A 17,223-nucleotide genomic window follows, 5' to 3' on the forward strand; every position below is an offset into this window, starting at 1 on the left:
GAACGCAGCGTCCTCCTTCCCCGTCCGTCCGTCGCCCCACCGCCGTGCGCCGAGCCTTCGGGCCCGTGCACGGCGGCGTTCGCCATGGCCGGAATCCCGTCGAGACAAGAAAGCGCCACCCCATGACAGTCCAGACCGACACGGCCCCGCCGGACGATCCCCGCCCGGTCCCCGGACCGGAGGCCGCCGCGGTGACCCCGGCCGACCCCGGCACGCCCGCCCCCGCCCCCGCGCCCCGCACCCGGCGCCGACGCCTGCGGCGGATCCTCACGCGCACCGCGGTCGCCCTCACCGCCCTGGTGCTGCTGGCAGCCGGCAGCCTGGCCGGGTACGCGTACTGGACGGTCCAGCGCTCGCTGCCGCAGCTGTCCGGCAGCACCGGCGTGCCCGGTCTGCGGGGCGAGGCCCGGATCGTCCGGGACGCTTCCGGCATCCCGCAGATCTACGCCGACAACGCGCACGACCTGTTCATGGCCGAGGGCTACGCCCAGGCCCAGGACCGGTTCTGGCAGATGGACACCCAGCGGCACGTCACCTCGGGTCGGCTCGCCGAGATGTTCGGTCCGAGCCAGGTGCAGACCGACAAGGTGGCGCGCACTTTCGGCTGGTACCGGGTGGCCGAGCAGGAGGTGACCATGCTGTCGGCGGAGACCCGGGCGTACTTGCAGGCCTTCTCCGACGGAGTGAACGCCTACCTCGCCCGGAACCAGGGCGCCGAGCTGTCGGTGGAGTATCCGGTGCTCGGCTTCGTCTCCGGCGACTACCGGCCCGAGCCATGGACCCCGGCCGATTCGGTGTCCTGGCTGAAGACCATGGCCTGGAACCTCAACACCGGCATGATCGACCAGTTCCAGCAGGCGATGCTCGCGGCGCGGCTGCCCGCGGGTACGGCTGACGACCTCTTCCCCGGCTACGACTTCCAACGCTGGTCGCCGATCGTCCCCGACCGCGCACCCGCGACCGCACCCGCACCCGTGACCGCAGCGGCGGCCCCGGTCCCGGCGGCGCCCGCCGCCGGAGCGGCGCCCGTCGTCCCCGCCGCGGCCTCCGCCGCGCTGGCCGACAGCGCGGCGGTGCGGGGCGTGCTGGCCGCCGTCCTCGGCCCGCAGGGCATCGGCATCGGCTCCAACTCCTGGGTGGTGGCGGGCAGCCGCACCACCACCGGAAAGCCGCTGCTGGAGAACGACCCGCACCTGACCCCCTCGCTGCCGGGCATCTGGTACCAGGTCGGTCTGCACTGCACCCGGATCGGCCCCGACTGCCCTTACGACGTCAGCGGCTTCACCTTCGCGGGGATGCCGGGCGTGGTGATCGGCCACAACGCCGACATCTCCTGGGGCTTCACCGACCTGGGCGCCGCCGACTCCGACCTGTTCGTGGAGAAGGTCAGCGGTTCCACTTACGAGCACCAGGGCAAGCAGCGGCCGATGACCGTCCGCCAGGAGCAGATCAAGGTGGCCGGTGCCCCTCCGGTGGATCTGACCGTCCGCTCGACCCTGCACGGCCCGCTGATCTCCGACGTGCTCAAGTCCGCGGACGAGGTGGCCGACGAGGGCAAGGAGCCCGACGTCCCGCCGCGCGGCGCGCAGGAGGACTACGCGGTGGCGATGCAGTGGACCGCGCTCGACCCTGCCCCCACCATGGACGCCCTCTTCGCCCTGGACCGGGCCGCGAACTGGAACGAGTTCCGCGCGGCCGCCGAGGTCTTCGCCTCGCCGGTGCAGAACATGATCTACGCGGACACCGCCGGGAACATCGGCTACCAGACGCCGGGCCGCATACCCGTCCGCAAGGCGGGTGACAGCCGCCACCCCGTACCGGGCTGGACCGGGGCCTACGACTGGACCGGCTACCTGCCCTTCGACCAGCTGCCCACGAGCTTCAACCCTCCGGAGGGCTACATCGTCACCGCCAACAACGCGGTGGTCGGCCCCGGCTACCCGCACCTGATCGGCAGCAGCTGGGGCACCGGCTACCGCAGCCAGCGGATCGCCCAGCTCATCGAGCAGGGCGGAAAGCTGGACGTCGCGGCGATGGAGCGGATCACCCAGGACAGCTGGAACGGCAACGCCGCCACCCTGGTGCCCCGGCTGCTCCAGGTCGGGGTCGGCCCCGACGCCGGACCGGCACAGGACCTGCTGCGTGACTGGGACTTCACCCAGGGCGCCGACTCGGCCCCGGCCGCCTACTTCAACACGGTCTGGCGCGAACTGCTGCAGAGCGCGTTCACCGACCGGCTGAGCCAGGCCGGAGTCAAGGGCTACGCCTACCCGGACGGCGGCGGTCGCTGGTTCGACGTGGTGCGCGGCCTGCTCGACAAGCCGGACAGCACGTGGTGGACCAGCGCCGCCGACCCCTCCGTGCGCGGCCGCGACGCGATGCTGCGCCAGGCGATGGAGCGGGCCGCCACCGACCTGCGCAAGCGGCTCGGCGACGAGCCGCGCAAGTGGCGATGGGGCGCCCTGCACACCCTGACGCTGGAGAACCCGACCCTGGGCACCGGCGGCCCGGCCCCGCTGCAGTGGCTGCTGAACGCCGAGCCGGTCGGGGTCGGCGGCGGTACCGATTCGGTGCTGGCCAACGGCTGGGACCCGCAGAAGGGCTTCGAGGTGATCTGGGTGCCCTCCATGCGGATGGTGGTGGACCTGGCGGACTTCGAGCGCTCCCGCTGGATCAACCTGACCGGCGCGTCGGGCCACGCCGGCGCGGACACCTACACCGACCAGACCGGGCTCTGGGCCAAGGGCGGCAGTCTGCCCTGGCCGTACGGAGCGGCAGCGGTGGACGCGGCGGCGCGCGACCGCCTGCGCCTCACTCCCTGAATTCAGTAGGTCTTCAGTCGGGCTTCAGTCCGGCACACGCGGGCCGTCGGCGGTGTCACCGCCGACGGCCCGTCGCGCGTCAGCGGATCGGCAGCAGGGCTTCGGTGCCCGGCCAGACGGCAGACAGAGCGGCACCGACCGGCTGTCAGTGGAGGGCAACCGTGCGGTAGGCGGCGGACGGAAGCATCGTCACCGACAGTCGCCCCGGGCGCCCTGCCACGGGGCCGGAGATCGGAGAGACATGCGCTGGGAGCAGGTGTACCTGGCCGGCACGGGTGTCTGGCTGGCCGACCGCGCGAACGCCGTGGCGGCGGTCGCGGCCGGTGCGTACGACGCCGGGGAACACGCCGTCAACCAGATCCACTCGGTCAGCTCGGCCGTGGCCGGCGGGCCGGACGATCTGTCCGCGCCGGAGATGGCGGTCCGCGCGGCCCGTACCGCGCTGCGCCGGTCGGGCCGGGCAGCGGAGCGGGTGGCCGCCGTGTTCCACAGCTATCTGTGGTTCCAGGGAGCCGAGTTGTGGCCGTCCGCCGCATACGTGGCACAGCACACGGTCGGCTCGGCGGTGCCCGCCTTCGACCTGTTGCAGCAGTGCAACGCGGGACTGGCCGGACTGGAGCTGGCGGCCCGGCAGCTCCGGTCCGGCGGGTCCGGCGAGGGCGAGGCAGTGCTGCTGACCACGGCCGACCGCTTCGCGCCCCCCGCCTTCGACCGCTGGCGGGCCGAACGGGGCATGGTCTACGGCGACGGTGGCACCGCGCTGGTGCTGAGCTCCTCCCCCGAGGGAGTGACCGGCCGCCTGCTGGCCACCGCGACCCGGGTGGACAACTCGCTGGAGGGCCTGGCCCGGGGCGCCGGATTCCGTTCCGGGCCGGAGTTGGAGGCCAGGCCGGTGAACCCGGGGCTGCGGGCCGAGGAGTACTTCCGCGCACAACGCAACATGCGGGCCGCGACGCTGCGCACCGCCGAGGTGGCGGCCGAGTCGATCCGGGTCGCGCTGGCCGATGCCGACACACCGATGGAACAGATCGACCGGGTGGTGCTCAACGCCACCGGACGCCAGCGGATGCACTGGCAGCTGGAACACCAGTTGGGCGTCGAGGAGAAGTTCTCCAACTGGGAGTTCTGCCGCGAGGTGGGCCACCTCGGCGCCGGGGACCACTTCGCCGGACTGAACGAGCTGCTGGAGACCGGCGAGGTCGCCGAGGGAGACCGGGTGCTGCTGGTAGGCGGCGGCACCGGCTACAGCTGCACCAGCGCGGTCGTCGAGATAACCGATGCCTCGGGCGGGTGCGCATGAGCACCGAGATCCCGACGGGACCGTACGACGCCCTCCCCGGGGCCGCGACGGACGACGGCACCCTCGTCATCGACCTGCTGGACGCGGCCGCGGCCGCCCGTCCCGCCGCGACCGCCGTCCGGGACGCCTCCGGTGCCTGGAGCTACGCCGAACTGGCCGATGCCAGCCGGACGGTGGCCGCCCGGTTGCGGGGGTCCCAGGGCGTCGCGCCGGGTGACAGGGTGGTCCTGCGGCTCGGCAACCGGCGGGAGTTCGTCGCGCTGTACTACGGCGTGCTGCGGGCCGGCGCCGTCGCGGTGCCGCTGAACCCGGAGCTGAAGGCCTTCGTGCTGCACGGGGTGCTGGCGGACGCCGCTCCCGCGGTGGTCGTGCTCGACCCGTCCGAGACGGAACCGGTCCGCGAGGCGGTCGCCGCCTGCGGCGCCCGTCCGGTCACGCCCGCCGAACTCCTCGACCGGCCCGGCCCGGACGCGGATCCGGACGCGGACGCGGATACGAACACGGTCTCCGGCTCCGACCCCGACCCCGGCCGCCCGGAGGCCGACGCGATCGCCCAGCTCATCTACACCTCCGGCAGCACCTCCGCCCCCAAGGGCGTGGTCTGCACCCACCGCCAAGTGGTCTTCGCCGCCCGCGCGATCGCCCGCCGGCTCGACTACCGGCCGCAGGACGTGGTGCTCGCCGCGCTGCCGCTCTCCTTCGACTACGGCCTCTACCAGCTCCTGCTGGCCGCGATCGGCGGCTCCGAAGTGGTGCTGGCGGACGCGGCCGCGCCGGTGCGCGTACTGACCGTGCTGCGCGAGTGCCGGGTCACCGTGGTGCCGGTGGTGCCCTCGCTGGCCGAGATGCTGTGCCGCCTCGCGGCCCGCGGCACGCCACCTGAGCACGTACGGCTGTTCACCAACACCGGTGCCGCTCTGGCCGGTTCGACCATCGAGGCACTGCGCTCCGGGTTTCCGGGCGCGGCCGTGGTGGCGATGTACGGAATCACCGAGTGCAAGCGGGTCACGATCGCGGAACCGGACGCCGATCGCGAGCGCCCCGGGTCGGTGGGCCTGCCCTTGGACGGCACCACGGTTGAGGTGCTCGACGAGCAGGGCCGCGCACTGCCGCCGGGCGAGCTCGGCGAGATCGTCGTCGGCGGCCCGCACGTGATGACCGGCTACTGGAACGCGCCCGAACCGACCGCCCGACGCTACCGCCCGGACCCGCACACCGGACGGATCCGGCTGCACACCGGCGACCACGGCCGGCTGGACGCGGACGGACACCTCTACATCAGCGGTCGCCTCGACGACCAGTTCAAGCGGCGCGGCGTCCGGATGAGCACCCCGGAGATCGAGGCCGCCGCACTGGACGTGCCCGGCGTACGGGCGGCCGCCGCGCTGCCGCCCCGGGACGGGCTCGACCTGCGCCTGGTCGTCACCGGCCAGGACGGGCTGACCGCGCACCAGGTGATCGAGGGCCTGGAACAGCGGCTGGAGGCGGCGAAGGTACCCGCCAGCTGCCGGGTCCTCGCCCGGATGCCGCTCACCCCCAATGGCAAGACCGACCGGAAGGCGCTGGAGACCGATGCGCACTGACCCGCCCCCCACCTCGCCGGCCCGGACCCCGGCCCCTGTGCCGCCGCCCCCCGAGGACCTGCTGGCCGCCGAGCTGGTGCGCCGCTACGGCAGCCCGCTGTACGTGTACGACCTGGCCCGGGCCGAGCAGGCCGCCGCCGACCTGCGTGCGGCCCTGCCCGAGCGCTCCCACCTCTACTACTCCCTCAAGGCGAACCCGCACCCCGGGCTGGTCCGCGCCCTGCGCCTGGCCGGCTGCCGCCCGGAGATCTGCTCCACCGGTGAGCTCGCCGCAGCGCTGGCAGCGGGCTTCGACGCCGCCGACTGCCTCTACGGCGGCCCGGGCAAGACCGCCCAGGAGCTGCGCGAGGCGCTGGCCGCAGGGGTGGCCACCTTCTCGGTCGAGTCGCCCGCCGATCTGCGCCGGGTCGGCGCCGAGGCCCGGGCCCTCGGCACGACAGCGCGCTGCCTGCTGCGGATCAACGGCGCGGGCGCGGGAGCGGGCGTCGGCCTGCGGATGACCGGCGGGGCCTCGCAGTTCGGCCACGACATCGTGGACGGCTTGCCGGACCTCGACGCATTCACCGTGGAGGGAACGGAGTTGTGGGGACTGCACTTCTTCCCGCTGACCAACGCCGCCGACCCGCAGGGGCTGCTCGCCGAAGCCGTCGCTTCGATCCGTACCGCGGCCGCACTGGAGGCCCACTGGGGCCGGCCGCTGCGGATGCTCGACCTCGGCGGCGGCTTCGCCTGCCCGTACGCGGCACCGGGTGAACGGCCGCTCTACCACGCCCTGCGCGCACCGCTGGAGGCCGCGCTGGACGAGCATCTGCCGGGCTGGCAGGGGCGGTTGGAGCTGGCCTTCGAGTCCGGCCGGTACCTGGTCGGTGACAGCGGGCGGCTGGTCTGCACCGTGACCGAGGTCAAGGAGAGCCGTGGGACCACGTACGGCGTGCTGGACAGCGGGATCAACCACCTGGGCGGGCTCTCGGGGGTGGGCCGACTGCCCTCGCTGCGCGCCGAACCGCTGCACCTCGCCGACCCCGGGCCCGAAGCGGAGGGGGCCGCGACCCGTCGGGTGGCCCTGGTCGGGCCGCTCTGCACCCCCGCCGACGTGATCAGCCGGGCCACCGAGGCCGTACCGCCGCGGCCCGGCGCGCTGCTGGCCGTGCCCAACGTCGGCGCGTACGGCGCCACCGCGAGCCTGCTCGCCTTCCTCGGCCGCCCGGCCCCCGCCGAGATCACCGTCCGGGACGGCCGGGTGGTCGGCGCCGACCGGCTGGCCCTCACACGCGAGCCGCTGCCCGACGACCACATCGACCACCGGACCCACCACCACACCGACCACCGCCGCGACCTCACCGGTCGCACCTCAGGGAGCTGAACAGCGTGACCACACACCACTTTTGGGACGACCGTTACGAGACCGTGCTGGCCGGGATGCTGCCCCGGCTCGCCGAACGGCGGCCGCTGACCGCCGACTGCGGGCTGCGCACCGCCGGGCTGGACTCCATGGCCGTCGTCGAGCTGCTGGTGCAGCTGGAGGAGGCCTACCAGGTGGCCATCCCCGACGAGGAGCTGGGCCCGGAGGCCTTCGAGACCGTCGGCAGCCTGTGGGCGGTCGTTGCCCGGCAGCTGGACCCGGCCACCCCGCACTGACCGGCCCGCCCCAACCGCTGAGAGAAAGGCTGGCATCCGTGCCGGTATCACTGGACATCGAAGTAGAAGTATCAGCGCCGGGCCTGGTGCTGACCGGGGCCGAGACGGCCGCCGTCGAACGGGTTGCCGCACGGCTCTGCGGCGGGCCGGAAGGGGCCCGGGTCGACGAGCCCGCGTGGGTGGCCTCGGTCCGCGACGGCTGGGAGGAACTGCCAGCCCGGCTGCGCCGTGCCCTGCGCGCCTTCCGCCGGGACCCCGGACCGGGCGGCGCCCTGCTCGTGCGCGGACTGCCGGTCGCCGAGCCGGCGCTGGGCGGCACCCCTCTGACCGACGGCTCGGTGCAGCGCACCGCCACCGTACCGGCCTCGGTGCTGATGCTCGCCGCGTGCGGGCTCGGCGACCCCGCCGCCTTCCGCCCCGAGAAGACCGGTGCGCTGGTGCAGGACGTCGTCCCGGTGCCCGGACGCGAGGAGTTCCAGGGCAACGCGGGCTCGGTGCTGCTCACCTTCCACAACGAGAACGCCTTCCACCCGCACCGGCCGGACTTCGTCATGCTGCTGTGCCTGCGTGCCGACCCGGACGGGCTGGCCGGACTGCGCACCTCCTGCGTGCGCGAGGTGCTGCCGCTGATGGACGAGGGGACCCGGGAGGCGCTGCACCGGCCGGAGTTCCGCACCGCGCCACCGCCGTCGTTCGGCGCGGCCGACGGTCCCGCCGAGCCGCACGCGGTGCTCGCCGGCGCGTACGAGGACCCGGACCTGCGGGTCGACATGGCCGCCACGCAGCCGCTCACCGAGCGGGCCGCGGCCGCACTGGTGGAGCTCCAGCTCCTCTTCGAACGCACCGCCCGGACCGCCCGGTTGGAGCCCGGAGACCTCGCCGTCGTCGACAACCGGATCACCGTGCACGGGCGCACCGCGTTCAGCCCGCGCTTCGACGGCACCGACCGCTGGCTGCAGCGCACCTTCGTCCTCGCCGATCTGCGCCGCTCGCGCGCCCACCGGGCGGGCGACGGCTATGTGCTGGCCGACCCGGCCGGGCACCGCGCCTGATCCACCTCACCCCCGCAGCCTGGTCGGCGCGGCCCTCCGGGGCCCGCGCCGACCAGGCTGCGCCGTCTCGCCCGCGCGTCACCGTGCCGCGCGCCACCAGCCCCGCAGGCCGCTGCCCCGCAGCCCCCTGCCACACCGGGCCGTTCCCGGCCCGGCCGCCCACCGAACGGAGCTACCCGTGACCACCGCCCTCTCCCCGGCCCCCGCCGTCGGGCCCGTCCCCACCGCCCCCACGGCCGGGACCGCGCCCGCGCCCGCCGACGACCCGGCCCGCGCGCCCGGTGTCGGCGGCCCGAGCCTGGCCGCCGCCCGGCCGGACCCCGCCGACTCGGATCCGCGCCGCGCTCTGCACGAACTGGAGTGCTGGCGGGCCGACGGCCGGGACGCCGCCCGGTTCCCGTACGGTGCGGTCCTCGGCCACTACCGGACCGTCGGCAAGAACGCGGTCGGCGCAGAGCTGCTGACGGTCCTGCGCGCGGTCGAACCAGCCGTACCGGCACCCGCCGAGACGGCCGGACCGGCCGCGCGGCTGCTCACTGACTGGCTGCCCCAGGTGGTGGACGGCACGCAGGGCGACTACGACAGCTACCTGGGCAGCCCGGTGTACGCCTCACTGGCCAGGACCGGCGCGGGCACGGAGCAGGTGATCACCGCCCTGCTCGCCGACCTGGTGGCCACCGAGGCCGCCACCCTGCCCGAAGCCCCTGCCGGACGGGCCCGTACCCGGGCCGCCCTGCGCGCCCTCACGGCGGCGGCCGGGCTGCCGGCCGGGTGCGAAGCGAAGGGCGCGCCGCAGACCACCCAGGACGGCACGGCCGACCTGGTCCGGGCCTGCGCCGAGGTGGTCGCGGCGGCGCGGGAGGCGGTGCCGTCCGCGGTGGTGCGGGCGGTGGAGCTGACGCTGACGCCGACCACCCGGTGCCACGACGAGCAGATGTTCATCCGGGTCATCCAGATCTTCGAGGCTGTCTTCGCCGCCGTCGGCCGCTCCATAGGGGCCGCCACCGAGGCGGTGGCCGCCGGCCGGGCCGACCGGGCGCGGGAACTGCTGGAGGGCGCGACCCGGCAGGTGACCGGGACGTCCGGGGTGTTCCGGGTGCTGACCACCATGCCCAAGGACGCCTTCGCGGTGATCCGGGCCAACACCGACGGCCGCAGCGCGGTCCAGTCCAGGGCCTACCGGACGGTCGAGCGCTCCGCCCCGGAGCTGCACGGCGCACTGCTGACCAGCTCCCTCCAGGAGTGCGAACTCCAGTCCGTCATGAGCGAGTTGGACACCGCCTGGGGTGCGATGAAACGCACCCACTGGGGCATCACGATGAAGGTGATCGGCACGGTGCGCGGTACCGGCGGCACCGCCGGTGCCTCCTACCTCCGCGAGGCCGCCGAGGCCCGGCTGTTCCCCGCCCTCGGCTGAGTCCGCCCTGCCCCGCCGAAGCCTTCAGCCGGCGTTCAGTGAGCCGTCAGCGAGCCGTCAGCCCGGGCCCGGTCCGGCGCCGGGAAGCCGCCGGAAGGGCATCCGCGATCACCCAGGCCGGGGCCAGGACGGGCCCAGGGCAGACCCAGGACCGGGCCAGATCCCGGTCAGGTGGGGCCAAGGGCGCGGTCAGCGCGGAACGACAGCATCGAAGACAGAACGGCCGGCCCGTACGGCCCGCACCGGCGGCGGCACGGACCCCGCCGCCGCACACCCATCCCACGAATCGGAGCGCAGTGATGAGCAGCGAGGACACCACCGTCTACCAGGTCGTCATCAACGACGAGGAGCAGTACTCGATCTGGCCCGCCGACCGCGAGCTGCCGGCCGGCTGGCATGCCGAGGGCACCCGGGGCGAGAAGGCGCAGTGCCTGGCCCACATCGACGAGGTGTGGACCGACATGCGGCCGCTGAGCCTGCGCGTGGCCATGGAGCAGCAGGCCGCCGAGGCCGCCGCGCTGCCGGCCGCGGGCTGAGCGCGAGCGCCTGAACGACATCGGTCGCCGACGGCGGCAAGCAGGAACAGGGCATCGGACACCGAACGGTGAGGGAAGAACGCGTGGACCCGCGACTTGAGCATCAGGACTGGATCTCGGCGATCGCCGCCACCGCGGCGGCGGATCCGGACCGTACGGCCTTCGAGTTCTCCGGAAGGGAGGACGCACCGGCGGAGCGGCTGAGCTACGGACAGCTCGACCGGCGGGCCCGGGCCGTCGCCGCCCGGCTGCAGCGGCTCGGTCTGACCGACCGTCCGGTGCTGCTGCTCCAGCCGCCGGGCCTGGACTACGTGGTCTCCTTCATCGGCTGCCTGTACGCCCGGGCCGTCGCGGTGCCGGTGTACCCGCCCAACCGTCGGCCGCGCTCGCTGGAACGGCTGGTCGACATCGTCGCGGACTGCGGGGCGACGGTGGCGCTGACCACCGCCGCCGTCCGCGACCGGCTGCTGCCCGACGACCCGGACGGCGCGGTCATGGACGTGCTGCGGCTGCTGGCGACCGACCGGGTGCCCGAGGCGGAAGCGGCGCAGTGGGTGCACCCGCAGGTCGGTGCCGACACCGTGGCCTTCCTCCAGTACACCTCCGGCTCCACCTCGGCGCCGCGCGGCGTGGTGCTGACGCACGGCAACCTGTTGCACAACTCGGCCCTGATCCAGCGGGCCTTCCGCACCACCGGCAGCACCCGCGGCATGTCCTGGCTGCCGCTCTTCCACGACATGGGGCTCATCGGCGGCATGCTCCAGCCGCTGTACTACGCGGGCTCCTGCTCGCTGATGTCCCCCACCTCCTTCGGTCAGGACCCGCTGCGCTGGCTGCGCGAGATCAGCCGTACCCGGGCCACGGTCAGCGGTGGCCCCAACTTCGCCTACGACCTGTGCGCCGATCTGGCCACCCCCGAGGTGCTGGCCGGACTCGACCTGAGCAGCTGGGAGGTGGCCTTCAACGGGGCGGAGCCGGTGCGGGCCGAGACCTTCCGGCGGTTCGCCGCCGCGTACGCCCCGGCGGGCTTCCGGGCCGAGGCCTTCACCCCGTGCTACGGGCTGGCGGAGGCCACGCTGATCGTCTCGTGCAAGCCGCACGGCACGGCCCCGGCACGTCACCTGGCCCCGAACGCGCTGCTCGCCGGAACCGGCAACGGGACGGACAGGACGCAGGGGACGGACGGGACGCAGGAGACGGACGGGACCACCGAGCTGGTCAGCAGCGGGCGCCCGGACGACTCCCAGCGGCTGGAGATCGTCGACCCGGTCACCCGTCGGCCGCTGCCCGCCGGGGCGATCGGCGAGATCTGGCTCTCCGGCCCGAGCGTGGCCCAGGGCTACTGGAACCGGCCCGAGCACACCGAGGCCACCTTCGGCGCCCGCCTCGCCACCGACGAGAACTCCGCCGAGACCGCCGAACGGGCCGCCGAGCCCGGCCCCGCCTTCCTGCGCACCGGCGACCTGGGCCTGCTGCACGAGGGCGAGCTGTACGTCACCGGCCGCCTCAAGGACCTGATCATCGTCCGCGGCCGCAACCACTACCCGCAGGACATCGAGGAGACCGTCTCCTCCCTCCACCCCGCACTGCGCGCCAACTGCGGCGCCGCCGTCCAGGTCGAACTGGCCGGTGCGGCCGAGCTGGTGATCGTCCAGGAAGTGTCCCGGGACCACCAGGACGGCGACCTGCCCGCGCTGGCCCGCGCGGTGCGCGAGGCCGTCGCCGAGGCACACGGGATACGACCGGCCGCCGTCGTGCTGATCCGCGCCGCGACGCTGCCGCGCACCTCCAGCGGCAAGGTGCAGCGCCACGTGTGCGCCGCCTCCTACCGCGAGGGCGACCTCACCGAGCTGGCCCACAGCGGCCGGCCGCAGGGCGCCGCCGCCGAGCGGCCGATGGCGCTGGACGCCTCCGCGTTGCGGGCGGCCGACCCGGCCGAGCGCCCGGCACTGCTGCTGGCCGCGCTGCGCGGGCTGCTCGCCGCCCGGCTGGGACTGGCCGTGGAGGACCTCGCCCCCGAGCACCGGCTCGCCGAACTGGGCCTGGACTCGCTCGGCGCGGTCCGGCTGCGGCACGAGCTGCACACCGTCCTGGGCGTGGACCTGGCCCTCACCGAGGCGCTGGCCCTGGACCTGGCCGAACTGGCCGGGCTGCTCGCCGAGCGCGTCGAGGAAGCGGCCGCGGTACCCGAACCGGTCGCGGCGGCCGAGCACACCGAGCCCGGCGACCACCCGCTCTCCCCGAACCAGGCCGCCCTCTGGCTCCTGCACCAGGTCGCCCCGGAGAGCCCCGCCTACCTGGTCTCCACCGCCTTCCGCGTGCACGGCGCACTCGACCCGGCCGCCCTGAGCACCGCCCTGGCGGGCCTGACCCAGCGGCACGCCGTGCTGCGCAGCACCTTCCCCCGGACCGGAACCGGCCCGGTACAGCGGGTGCACGCCGCCCTCCCGCCCGCCTTCGAGCAGGTCGACGCCTCCGGCTGGAGCGCGGCCGAGCTGGCCGCGCGCCTGACCGAGGCGGCCGAGCAGCCCTTCGACCTGGAGGCCGGACCGCTGCTGCGGGCCCGGCTGTTCACCGGCGCCGAGGACGGTCACCGGCTGGTCCTGGCCGCCCACCACCTCGTGGCCGACCTGTGGTCGCTGTCGCTGCTGCTGGACGAGCTGGCCGCCGGCTACCCGGCGGCGCTGCGCGGCGAGCCGGTCGTCGACGCGAGCACTACGACCGCCACCGCCACCGCCACCGCCGCCCCGTTCGCGGCGTTCGCCCGCCGGCAGGCCGGCCTGCCGGACACCGCGGCCGGACACCGCCGACTGGCCCGGTGGCGCACGGCCCTGGACGGGGTCCGCGCCGGTACCTCGCTCCCCGCCGACCTGCCGCTGCCCCGGCGCCAGCGGATGCGCGGCGCGTCGGTACCGCTGGAGGTGGACGCCGCCACTACCGAAGCGCTGACGGCACTGGCCCGGCGCGAGGGCAGCACCCTGTACACGGTGCTGCTGGCCGCCTTCCAGCTCCTGCTGGCCCGCAGCACCGGCGAGCCGGACGTGGTCGTCGGCACCCCCACCCACGGACGCGACGACGCCGCGTTCGCCGGTACGGTCGGCTGCCTGGTCAACACGGTGCCGCTGCGCACCCGGATCGAGGCCGCCGAGCCGTTCACCGCCCTGCTGACCCGGGTGCGCGACGGCGCGCGGCTCGCGCTGGACGGCGCCGAGGTGCCGTTCCCGGCACTGGTCGAGCTGATCCGCCCGGACCGCGACCAGGGCGGCCGACCGCTGGTGCGCAGCCTGTTCAGCCTCCAGCAGGCCCCGGGCGAGCACGCCGAGGCGCTGGTGGCGATGGCCACCGGCCAGGGCGGCGTCCCGTTCTCCCTCGGCGCACTGGACTGCTCGACGCTGGCGCTGCCGGTCGGCGGCAGCCAGTTCGACCTCCAGCTGACCCTGGGCGAGGCCGGGCCCGGCCTGGCCGGTGCGGTCCGCTACGACACCGACCGCTACCTGCCGGCGACCGCCGAGCGCTTCGCCGCCCACTTCGCCACCCTGCTGGCGGAGATCGCGGCCGACGCCGCCCGCCCGGTCGGCGAACTGCCGCTGCTGGCCCCGGCCGAGCGACGGGCCGTCCTCGCCGAGGGCAACGACACCGCCCTCGCCTACGACCCGGCCGACGGGGTGGTGCGCGGCTTCGAGGCCCAGGCCGCCCGTACCCCGCTGGCCGTGGCGGTGCGCGCCGCGGGTCCCGAGGGCGGCGAGCAGCTGGACTACGGAACCCTGGACCGGCTGGCCGACGGGGTCGCCGCGCGGCTGCGCGCCATGGGCATCGGCCCCGGCCGGACCGTCGCCGTCCTGCTGCCGCGCACCCCGCGGCTGCTCGCCGCGCTGCTCGGCGTGCTCAAGTCCGGCGCCGCCTACCTGCCGCTGGACCCCGGCCACCCGGCCGACCGGCTGGCCCTGGTGCTCGCCGACGGTGCCGCCGCCGCGGTGCTGACCGACCTGCCCGCCGACCGGGTGCCCGCCGGGGAGTGGACCGTGCTGGCGATCGACGGCATCGGCGAGGCGCGGCGCGACGCGGACACGCCGATCGCCCCGGAGGCAGCGGCCTACGTCCTGCACACCTCCGGCTCGACCGGCCGCCCCAAGGGCGTGGTGGTCCCGCACCGGGCCCTGGCCAACCTGCTGGCCTCCTTCCAGCGCGACCTCGCGCTCGCCCCCGGCACGGGCTGGCTCTCCGTCACCACCCCGGCCTTCGACATCGCCGCGCTGGAGTACTTCCTGCCGCTGGTCCACGGCGCGACCGTGCACCTGGCGGACGCGGCGACGGCGGGCGACGGCTCGCGGCTGCGCGTCTGCCTGGAGGCCGGCGGGATCACCCACCTCCAGGCCACTCCGGTGACCTGGCAGCTGCTGCTGGACGCGGGCTGGCCGGGCACCCCCGGGCTGACCGCGCTGTGCGGCGGCGAGCGTCTGCCCGTGGAGCAGGCCGCCGAGCTGCTGACCCGCGGCGTGCGGCTCTGGCAGGTCTACGGCCCGACCGAGACCACCGTCTGGTCGGCGCGCGGCGAGCTGACCGCGGCCGACGGGGAACTGCCGCTCGGCACGCCGGTCGCCAACACCCGGCTCTACCTGGTGGATCCGTTCCTGCACCCGGTCCCCGCCGGGGTCACCGGCGAGCTGCTGATCGGCGGAGACGGCCTGGCCCACGGCTACCTGGACCGGCCCGGCCTGACCGCCGAGCGCTTCGTACCGGACCCCTTCGCCGCCGCACCGGGCGCGCGGCTCTACCGCACCGGAGACCTGGTGCGGCGCGGGCCGGACGGCGCGCTGCTCTTCGTCGGCCGAGCCGACACCCAGGTCAAGCTGCACGGGCACCGGATCGAACTCGGCGAGATCGAGACGGCGCTGGAGCGACTGCCCTCGGTACGCCGGGCGGCGGTCGTGGTGGACGGCGAGGGCGCGCGGGCACGGCTGGTCGGGTACCTGGAGCAGTACGGGACGCCCGCGGCCCCGGCCGAGCTGCGCGAGCTGCTGCGGCGCACCCTGCCCGGCTACGCGGTCCCGTCGCTGCTGGTGACGCTGGACGAGCTGCCGCTGACCGCCAACGCCAAGGTGGACCGGCGGGCACTGCCCGCGCCGGATACCACCGGCACGACGGGCGTCGTGGAGGAGCCGGTCGGGGCGACCGAGCAGCGGATCGCCGCATTGCTGGCCGAGCTGCTCGGGGCCGAGCGGATCGGCCGGCACGAGGACCTCTTCGAGCGGGGCGCGCACTCGCTGCTGCTGGCCCGCTTCGCCGAGCGCCTCAGGGCCGAGTTCGGCGCCGCCCCGCAACTGCACCAGCTGTTCGACCAGCCCACGGTGGCCGCCGTGGCCACCCTGGTCGACGCGGTGGCCCAGCGGCCCGGAGCCGCGCCGGCCGGCCGCCCCGCCCCGGCCCGGGTGGACCGTACCCGCTACGCCGTCAGCCGCGGTTCCGACGGTGCGCTGCGCCCGGTGCTCACCGGTGCGGCCGCCGAGGGGGAAGCGCGATGACCTCCGCCCCGTACCTTCCGGCCGCGCGGGCCGGCCGGGTGACCGGTCCCGGCGCCGCCCCGGCGGACCGCCCGTACCTGCTGCGATGTCCGGTCTGCCGTGAGAGCTACCAGGACGACGGACTGCGACTGGACTGCGCCGGGACACACCGGCCCGGCCTGCTGAGCGCCGAGTACGCCCGCGCCTTTACGCCCGGCCCGGGCAGCGGCCCGTTCCGCTACGCCTGCTGGCTGCCGAACGCGGGCCGGGCCCTGCCCGAGGGCGGCATCGGCGCCACCTACCGGGCCGAGGGGCTGGGCCGCGAGCTGGGACTGGCCGAGCTATGGGTCGCGTTCAGTGGCTACTGGCCCGAGCGCGGCGCGGCCCTGGACACCGGCAGCTTCAAGGAGCTGGAGGCGCAGGCGGTGCTGGCCCGGCTGCCCGAGCGCCCGCCCGTCCTGGTGGTCGCCTCGGCCGGGAACACGGCCGCGGCCTTCCTGCGGGCCTGCTCGCGGCAGCGGGTGGACTGCGTGCTCGTGGTACCGGACGCGGCGCTGCCCGCACTCGCCGCCGCGGGGGAACGCGCCGACTGCGTACGGCTGGTGACGGTGGCCGGTGACTACACCGACGCGATCGAGCTGGCCGACGCGATCGCCGCCCGGCCCGGCTTCCAGGCCGAGGGCGGTACCCGCAACGTGGCCCGGCGCGACGGCCTGGGCACCGCGCTGCTGGCGGCTGCCGAGACCATCGGCCGACTGCCCGACCACTACGTGCAGGCGGTGGGCAGCGGCGCCGGGGCGATCGCCGCGCACCAGGCGGCCCGGCGGCTGCTGGCGGCCGGTTTTCCGGCGGCGGACCGCCCGGGCGCCGCGTCCGGCGGGCTGCCGCGGCTGATGCTCTGCCAGAACGCCCCGTTCGCGCCGATGGTCCGCGCCTGGGAGGACGGCCTGGCCGAGCCGGTCATCGGCGCCGGCCCCGAGGTGCGGGCGGCGGTGGCCGCCGTCCACGCCCGGGAACTGACCACCCGCAAGCCGCCCTACGCGGTGGCCGGCGGGGTGCGCGAGAGCCTCATCGAGAGCGGCGGGGAGCTGCGGGCGGTGGACAACGCCGAAGCGGCGGCCGCCGGAAGGCTGTTCGCCGCGGCCGAGGGCACCGACATCGAACCGGCCGCGGCGGTGGCCCTGGCCGGTCTGCGGCAGGCGGTCGCCGCCGGCCGGGTCCGGCCCGAGGAGACCGTGCTGCTGCACGTCACCGGCGGCGGCCGGGCCCGCCGCGCGGCCGCCCACCCGCCCGCTGCGGTCCACCCCGACCTGCGGATCCCGCCCGGACTGGGCGCCGAGGCCGCCGCCTACCTGGTGACCGGCGCATGACGGC

Annotated in this window: 10 protein-coding genes; all 10 read left to right on the top strand. The window is 75.4% G+C overall.

Annotated elements, in window-relative coordinates; genetic code table 11:
• Nucleotides 1-122: 122 nt before the first annotated feature.
• Nucleotides 123-2,822, top strand: a complete 2,700-nt coding sequence (locus tag OG429_RS32375; RefSeq protein WP_328928800.1) for a penicillin acylase family protein — start codon at nucleotides 123-125, stop codon at nucleotides 2,820-2,822.
• A gap of 241 nt (nucleotides 2,823-3,063) precedes the next feature.
• The gene (locus OG429_RS32380; protein WP_328928801.1) at nucleotides 3,064-4,122 is read left to right on the top strand and encodes a ketoacyl-ACP synthase III family protein; all 1,059 of its coding nucleotides are present in this window, start codon (nucleotides 3,064-3,066) and stop codon (nucleotides 4,120-4,122) included.
• Nucleotides 4,119-5,705: a class I adenylate-forming enzyme family protein gene (locus OG429_RS32385; protein ID WP_328928802.1), complete on the top strand. Its 1,587-nt coding sequence runs from the start codon at nucleotides 4,119-4,121 to the stop codon at nucleotides 5,703-5,705. Before OG429_RS32380 ends, OG429_RS32385 begins: the two co-directional genes overlap by 4 nt.
• Nucleotides 5,695-7,068: a type III PLP-dependent enzyme gene (locus OG429_RS32390; RefSeq protein WP_328928803.1), complete on the top strand. Its 1,374-nt coding sequence runs from the start codon at nucleotides 5,695-5,697 to the stop codon at nucleotides 7,066-7,068. Before OG429_RS32385 ends, OG429_RS32390 begins: the two co-directional genes overlap by 11 nt.
• A 5-nt stretch (nucleotides 7,069-7,073) precedes the next feature.
• A complete protein-coding gene (locus tag OG429_RS32395; protein WP_328928804.1) occupies nucleotides 7,074-7,343 on the top strand; it encodes a phosphopantetheine-binding protein in 270 nt (89 codons plus the stop codon).
• A 29-nt stretch (nucleotides 7,344-7,372) separates the two neighbouring features.
• The gene (locus OG429_RS32400; RefSeq protein WP_405681319.1) at nucleotides 7,373-8,395 is read left to right on the top strand and encodes a TauD/TfdA family dioxygenase; all 1,023 of its coding nucleotides are present in this window, start codon (nucleotides 7,373-7,375) and stop codon (nucleotides 8,393-8,395) included.
• Nucleotides 8,396-8,573: 178 nt separating this feature from the next.
• A complete protein-coding gene (locus OG429_RS32405) occupies nucleotides 8,574-9,812 on the top strand; it encodes a hypothetical protein (protein ID WP_328928806.1) in 1,239 nt (412 codons plus the stop codon).
• A 299-nt stretch (nucleotides 9,813-10,111) separates the two neighbouring features.
• Complete coding sequence (locus OG429_RS32410; protein WP_328928807.1) at nucleotides 10,112-10,348, top strand: MbtH family protein; 237 nt, start codon at nucleotides 10,112-10,114, stop codon at nucleotides 10,346-10,348.
• Between the two features lie 83 nt (nucleotides 10,349-10,431).
• On the top strand, nucleotides 10,432-15,870 hold the full coding sequence (locus OG429_RS32415; protein ID WP_328928808.1) for a non-ribosomal peptide synthetase: 5,439 nt from the start codon (nucleotides 10,432-10,434) through the stop codon (nucleotides 15,868-15,870).
• On the top strand, nucleotides 15,867-17,219 hold the full coding sequence (locus tag OG429_RS32420; RefSeq protein ID WP_328928809.1) for a cysteate synthase: 1,353 nt from the start codon (nucleotides 15,867-15,869) through the stop codon (nucleotides 17,217-17,219). The genes OG429_RS32415 and OG429_RS32420 overlap by 4 nt, the downstream gene beginning before the upstream one ends.
• Nucleotides 17,220-17,223 lie beyond the last annotated feature (4 nt).

Source organism: Streptomyces sp. NBC_00190, assembly GCF_036203305.1.
Taxonomy (GTDB): Bacteria; Actinomycetota; Actinomycetes; order Streptomycetales; family Streptomycetaceae; genus Streptomyces.

Bases quoted from the DNA above. Each gene is read 5' to 3' on its own strand.
- OG429_RS32390 (WP_328928803.1), top strand. From the start codon at position 5,695: ATGCGCACTGACCCGCCCCCCACCTCGCCGGCCCGGACCCCGGCCCCT.
- OG429_RS32380 (WP_328928801.1), top strand. From the start codon at position 3,064: ATGCGCTGGGAGCAGGTGTACCTGGCCGGCACGGGTGTCTGGCTGGCC.
- OG429_RS32375 (WP_328928800.1), top strand. From the start codon at position 123: ATGACAGTCCAGACCGACACGGCCCCGCCGGACGATCCCCGCCCGGTC.
- OG429_RS32420 (WP_328928809.1), top strand. From the start codon at position 15,867: ATGACCTCCGCCCCGTACCTTCCGGCCGCGCGGGCCGGCCGGGTGACC.
- OG429_RS32410 (WP_328928807.1), top strand. From the start codon at position 10,112: ATGAGCAGCGAGGACACCACCGTCTACCAGGTCGTCATCAACGACGAG.
- OG429_RS32385 (WP_328928802.1), top strand. From the start codon at position 4,119: ATGAGCACCGAGATCCCGACGGGACCGTACGACGCCCTCCCCGGGGCC.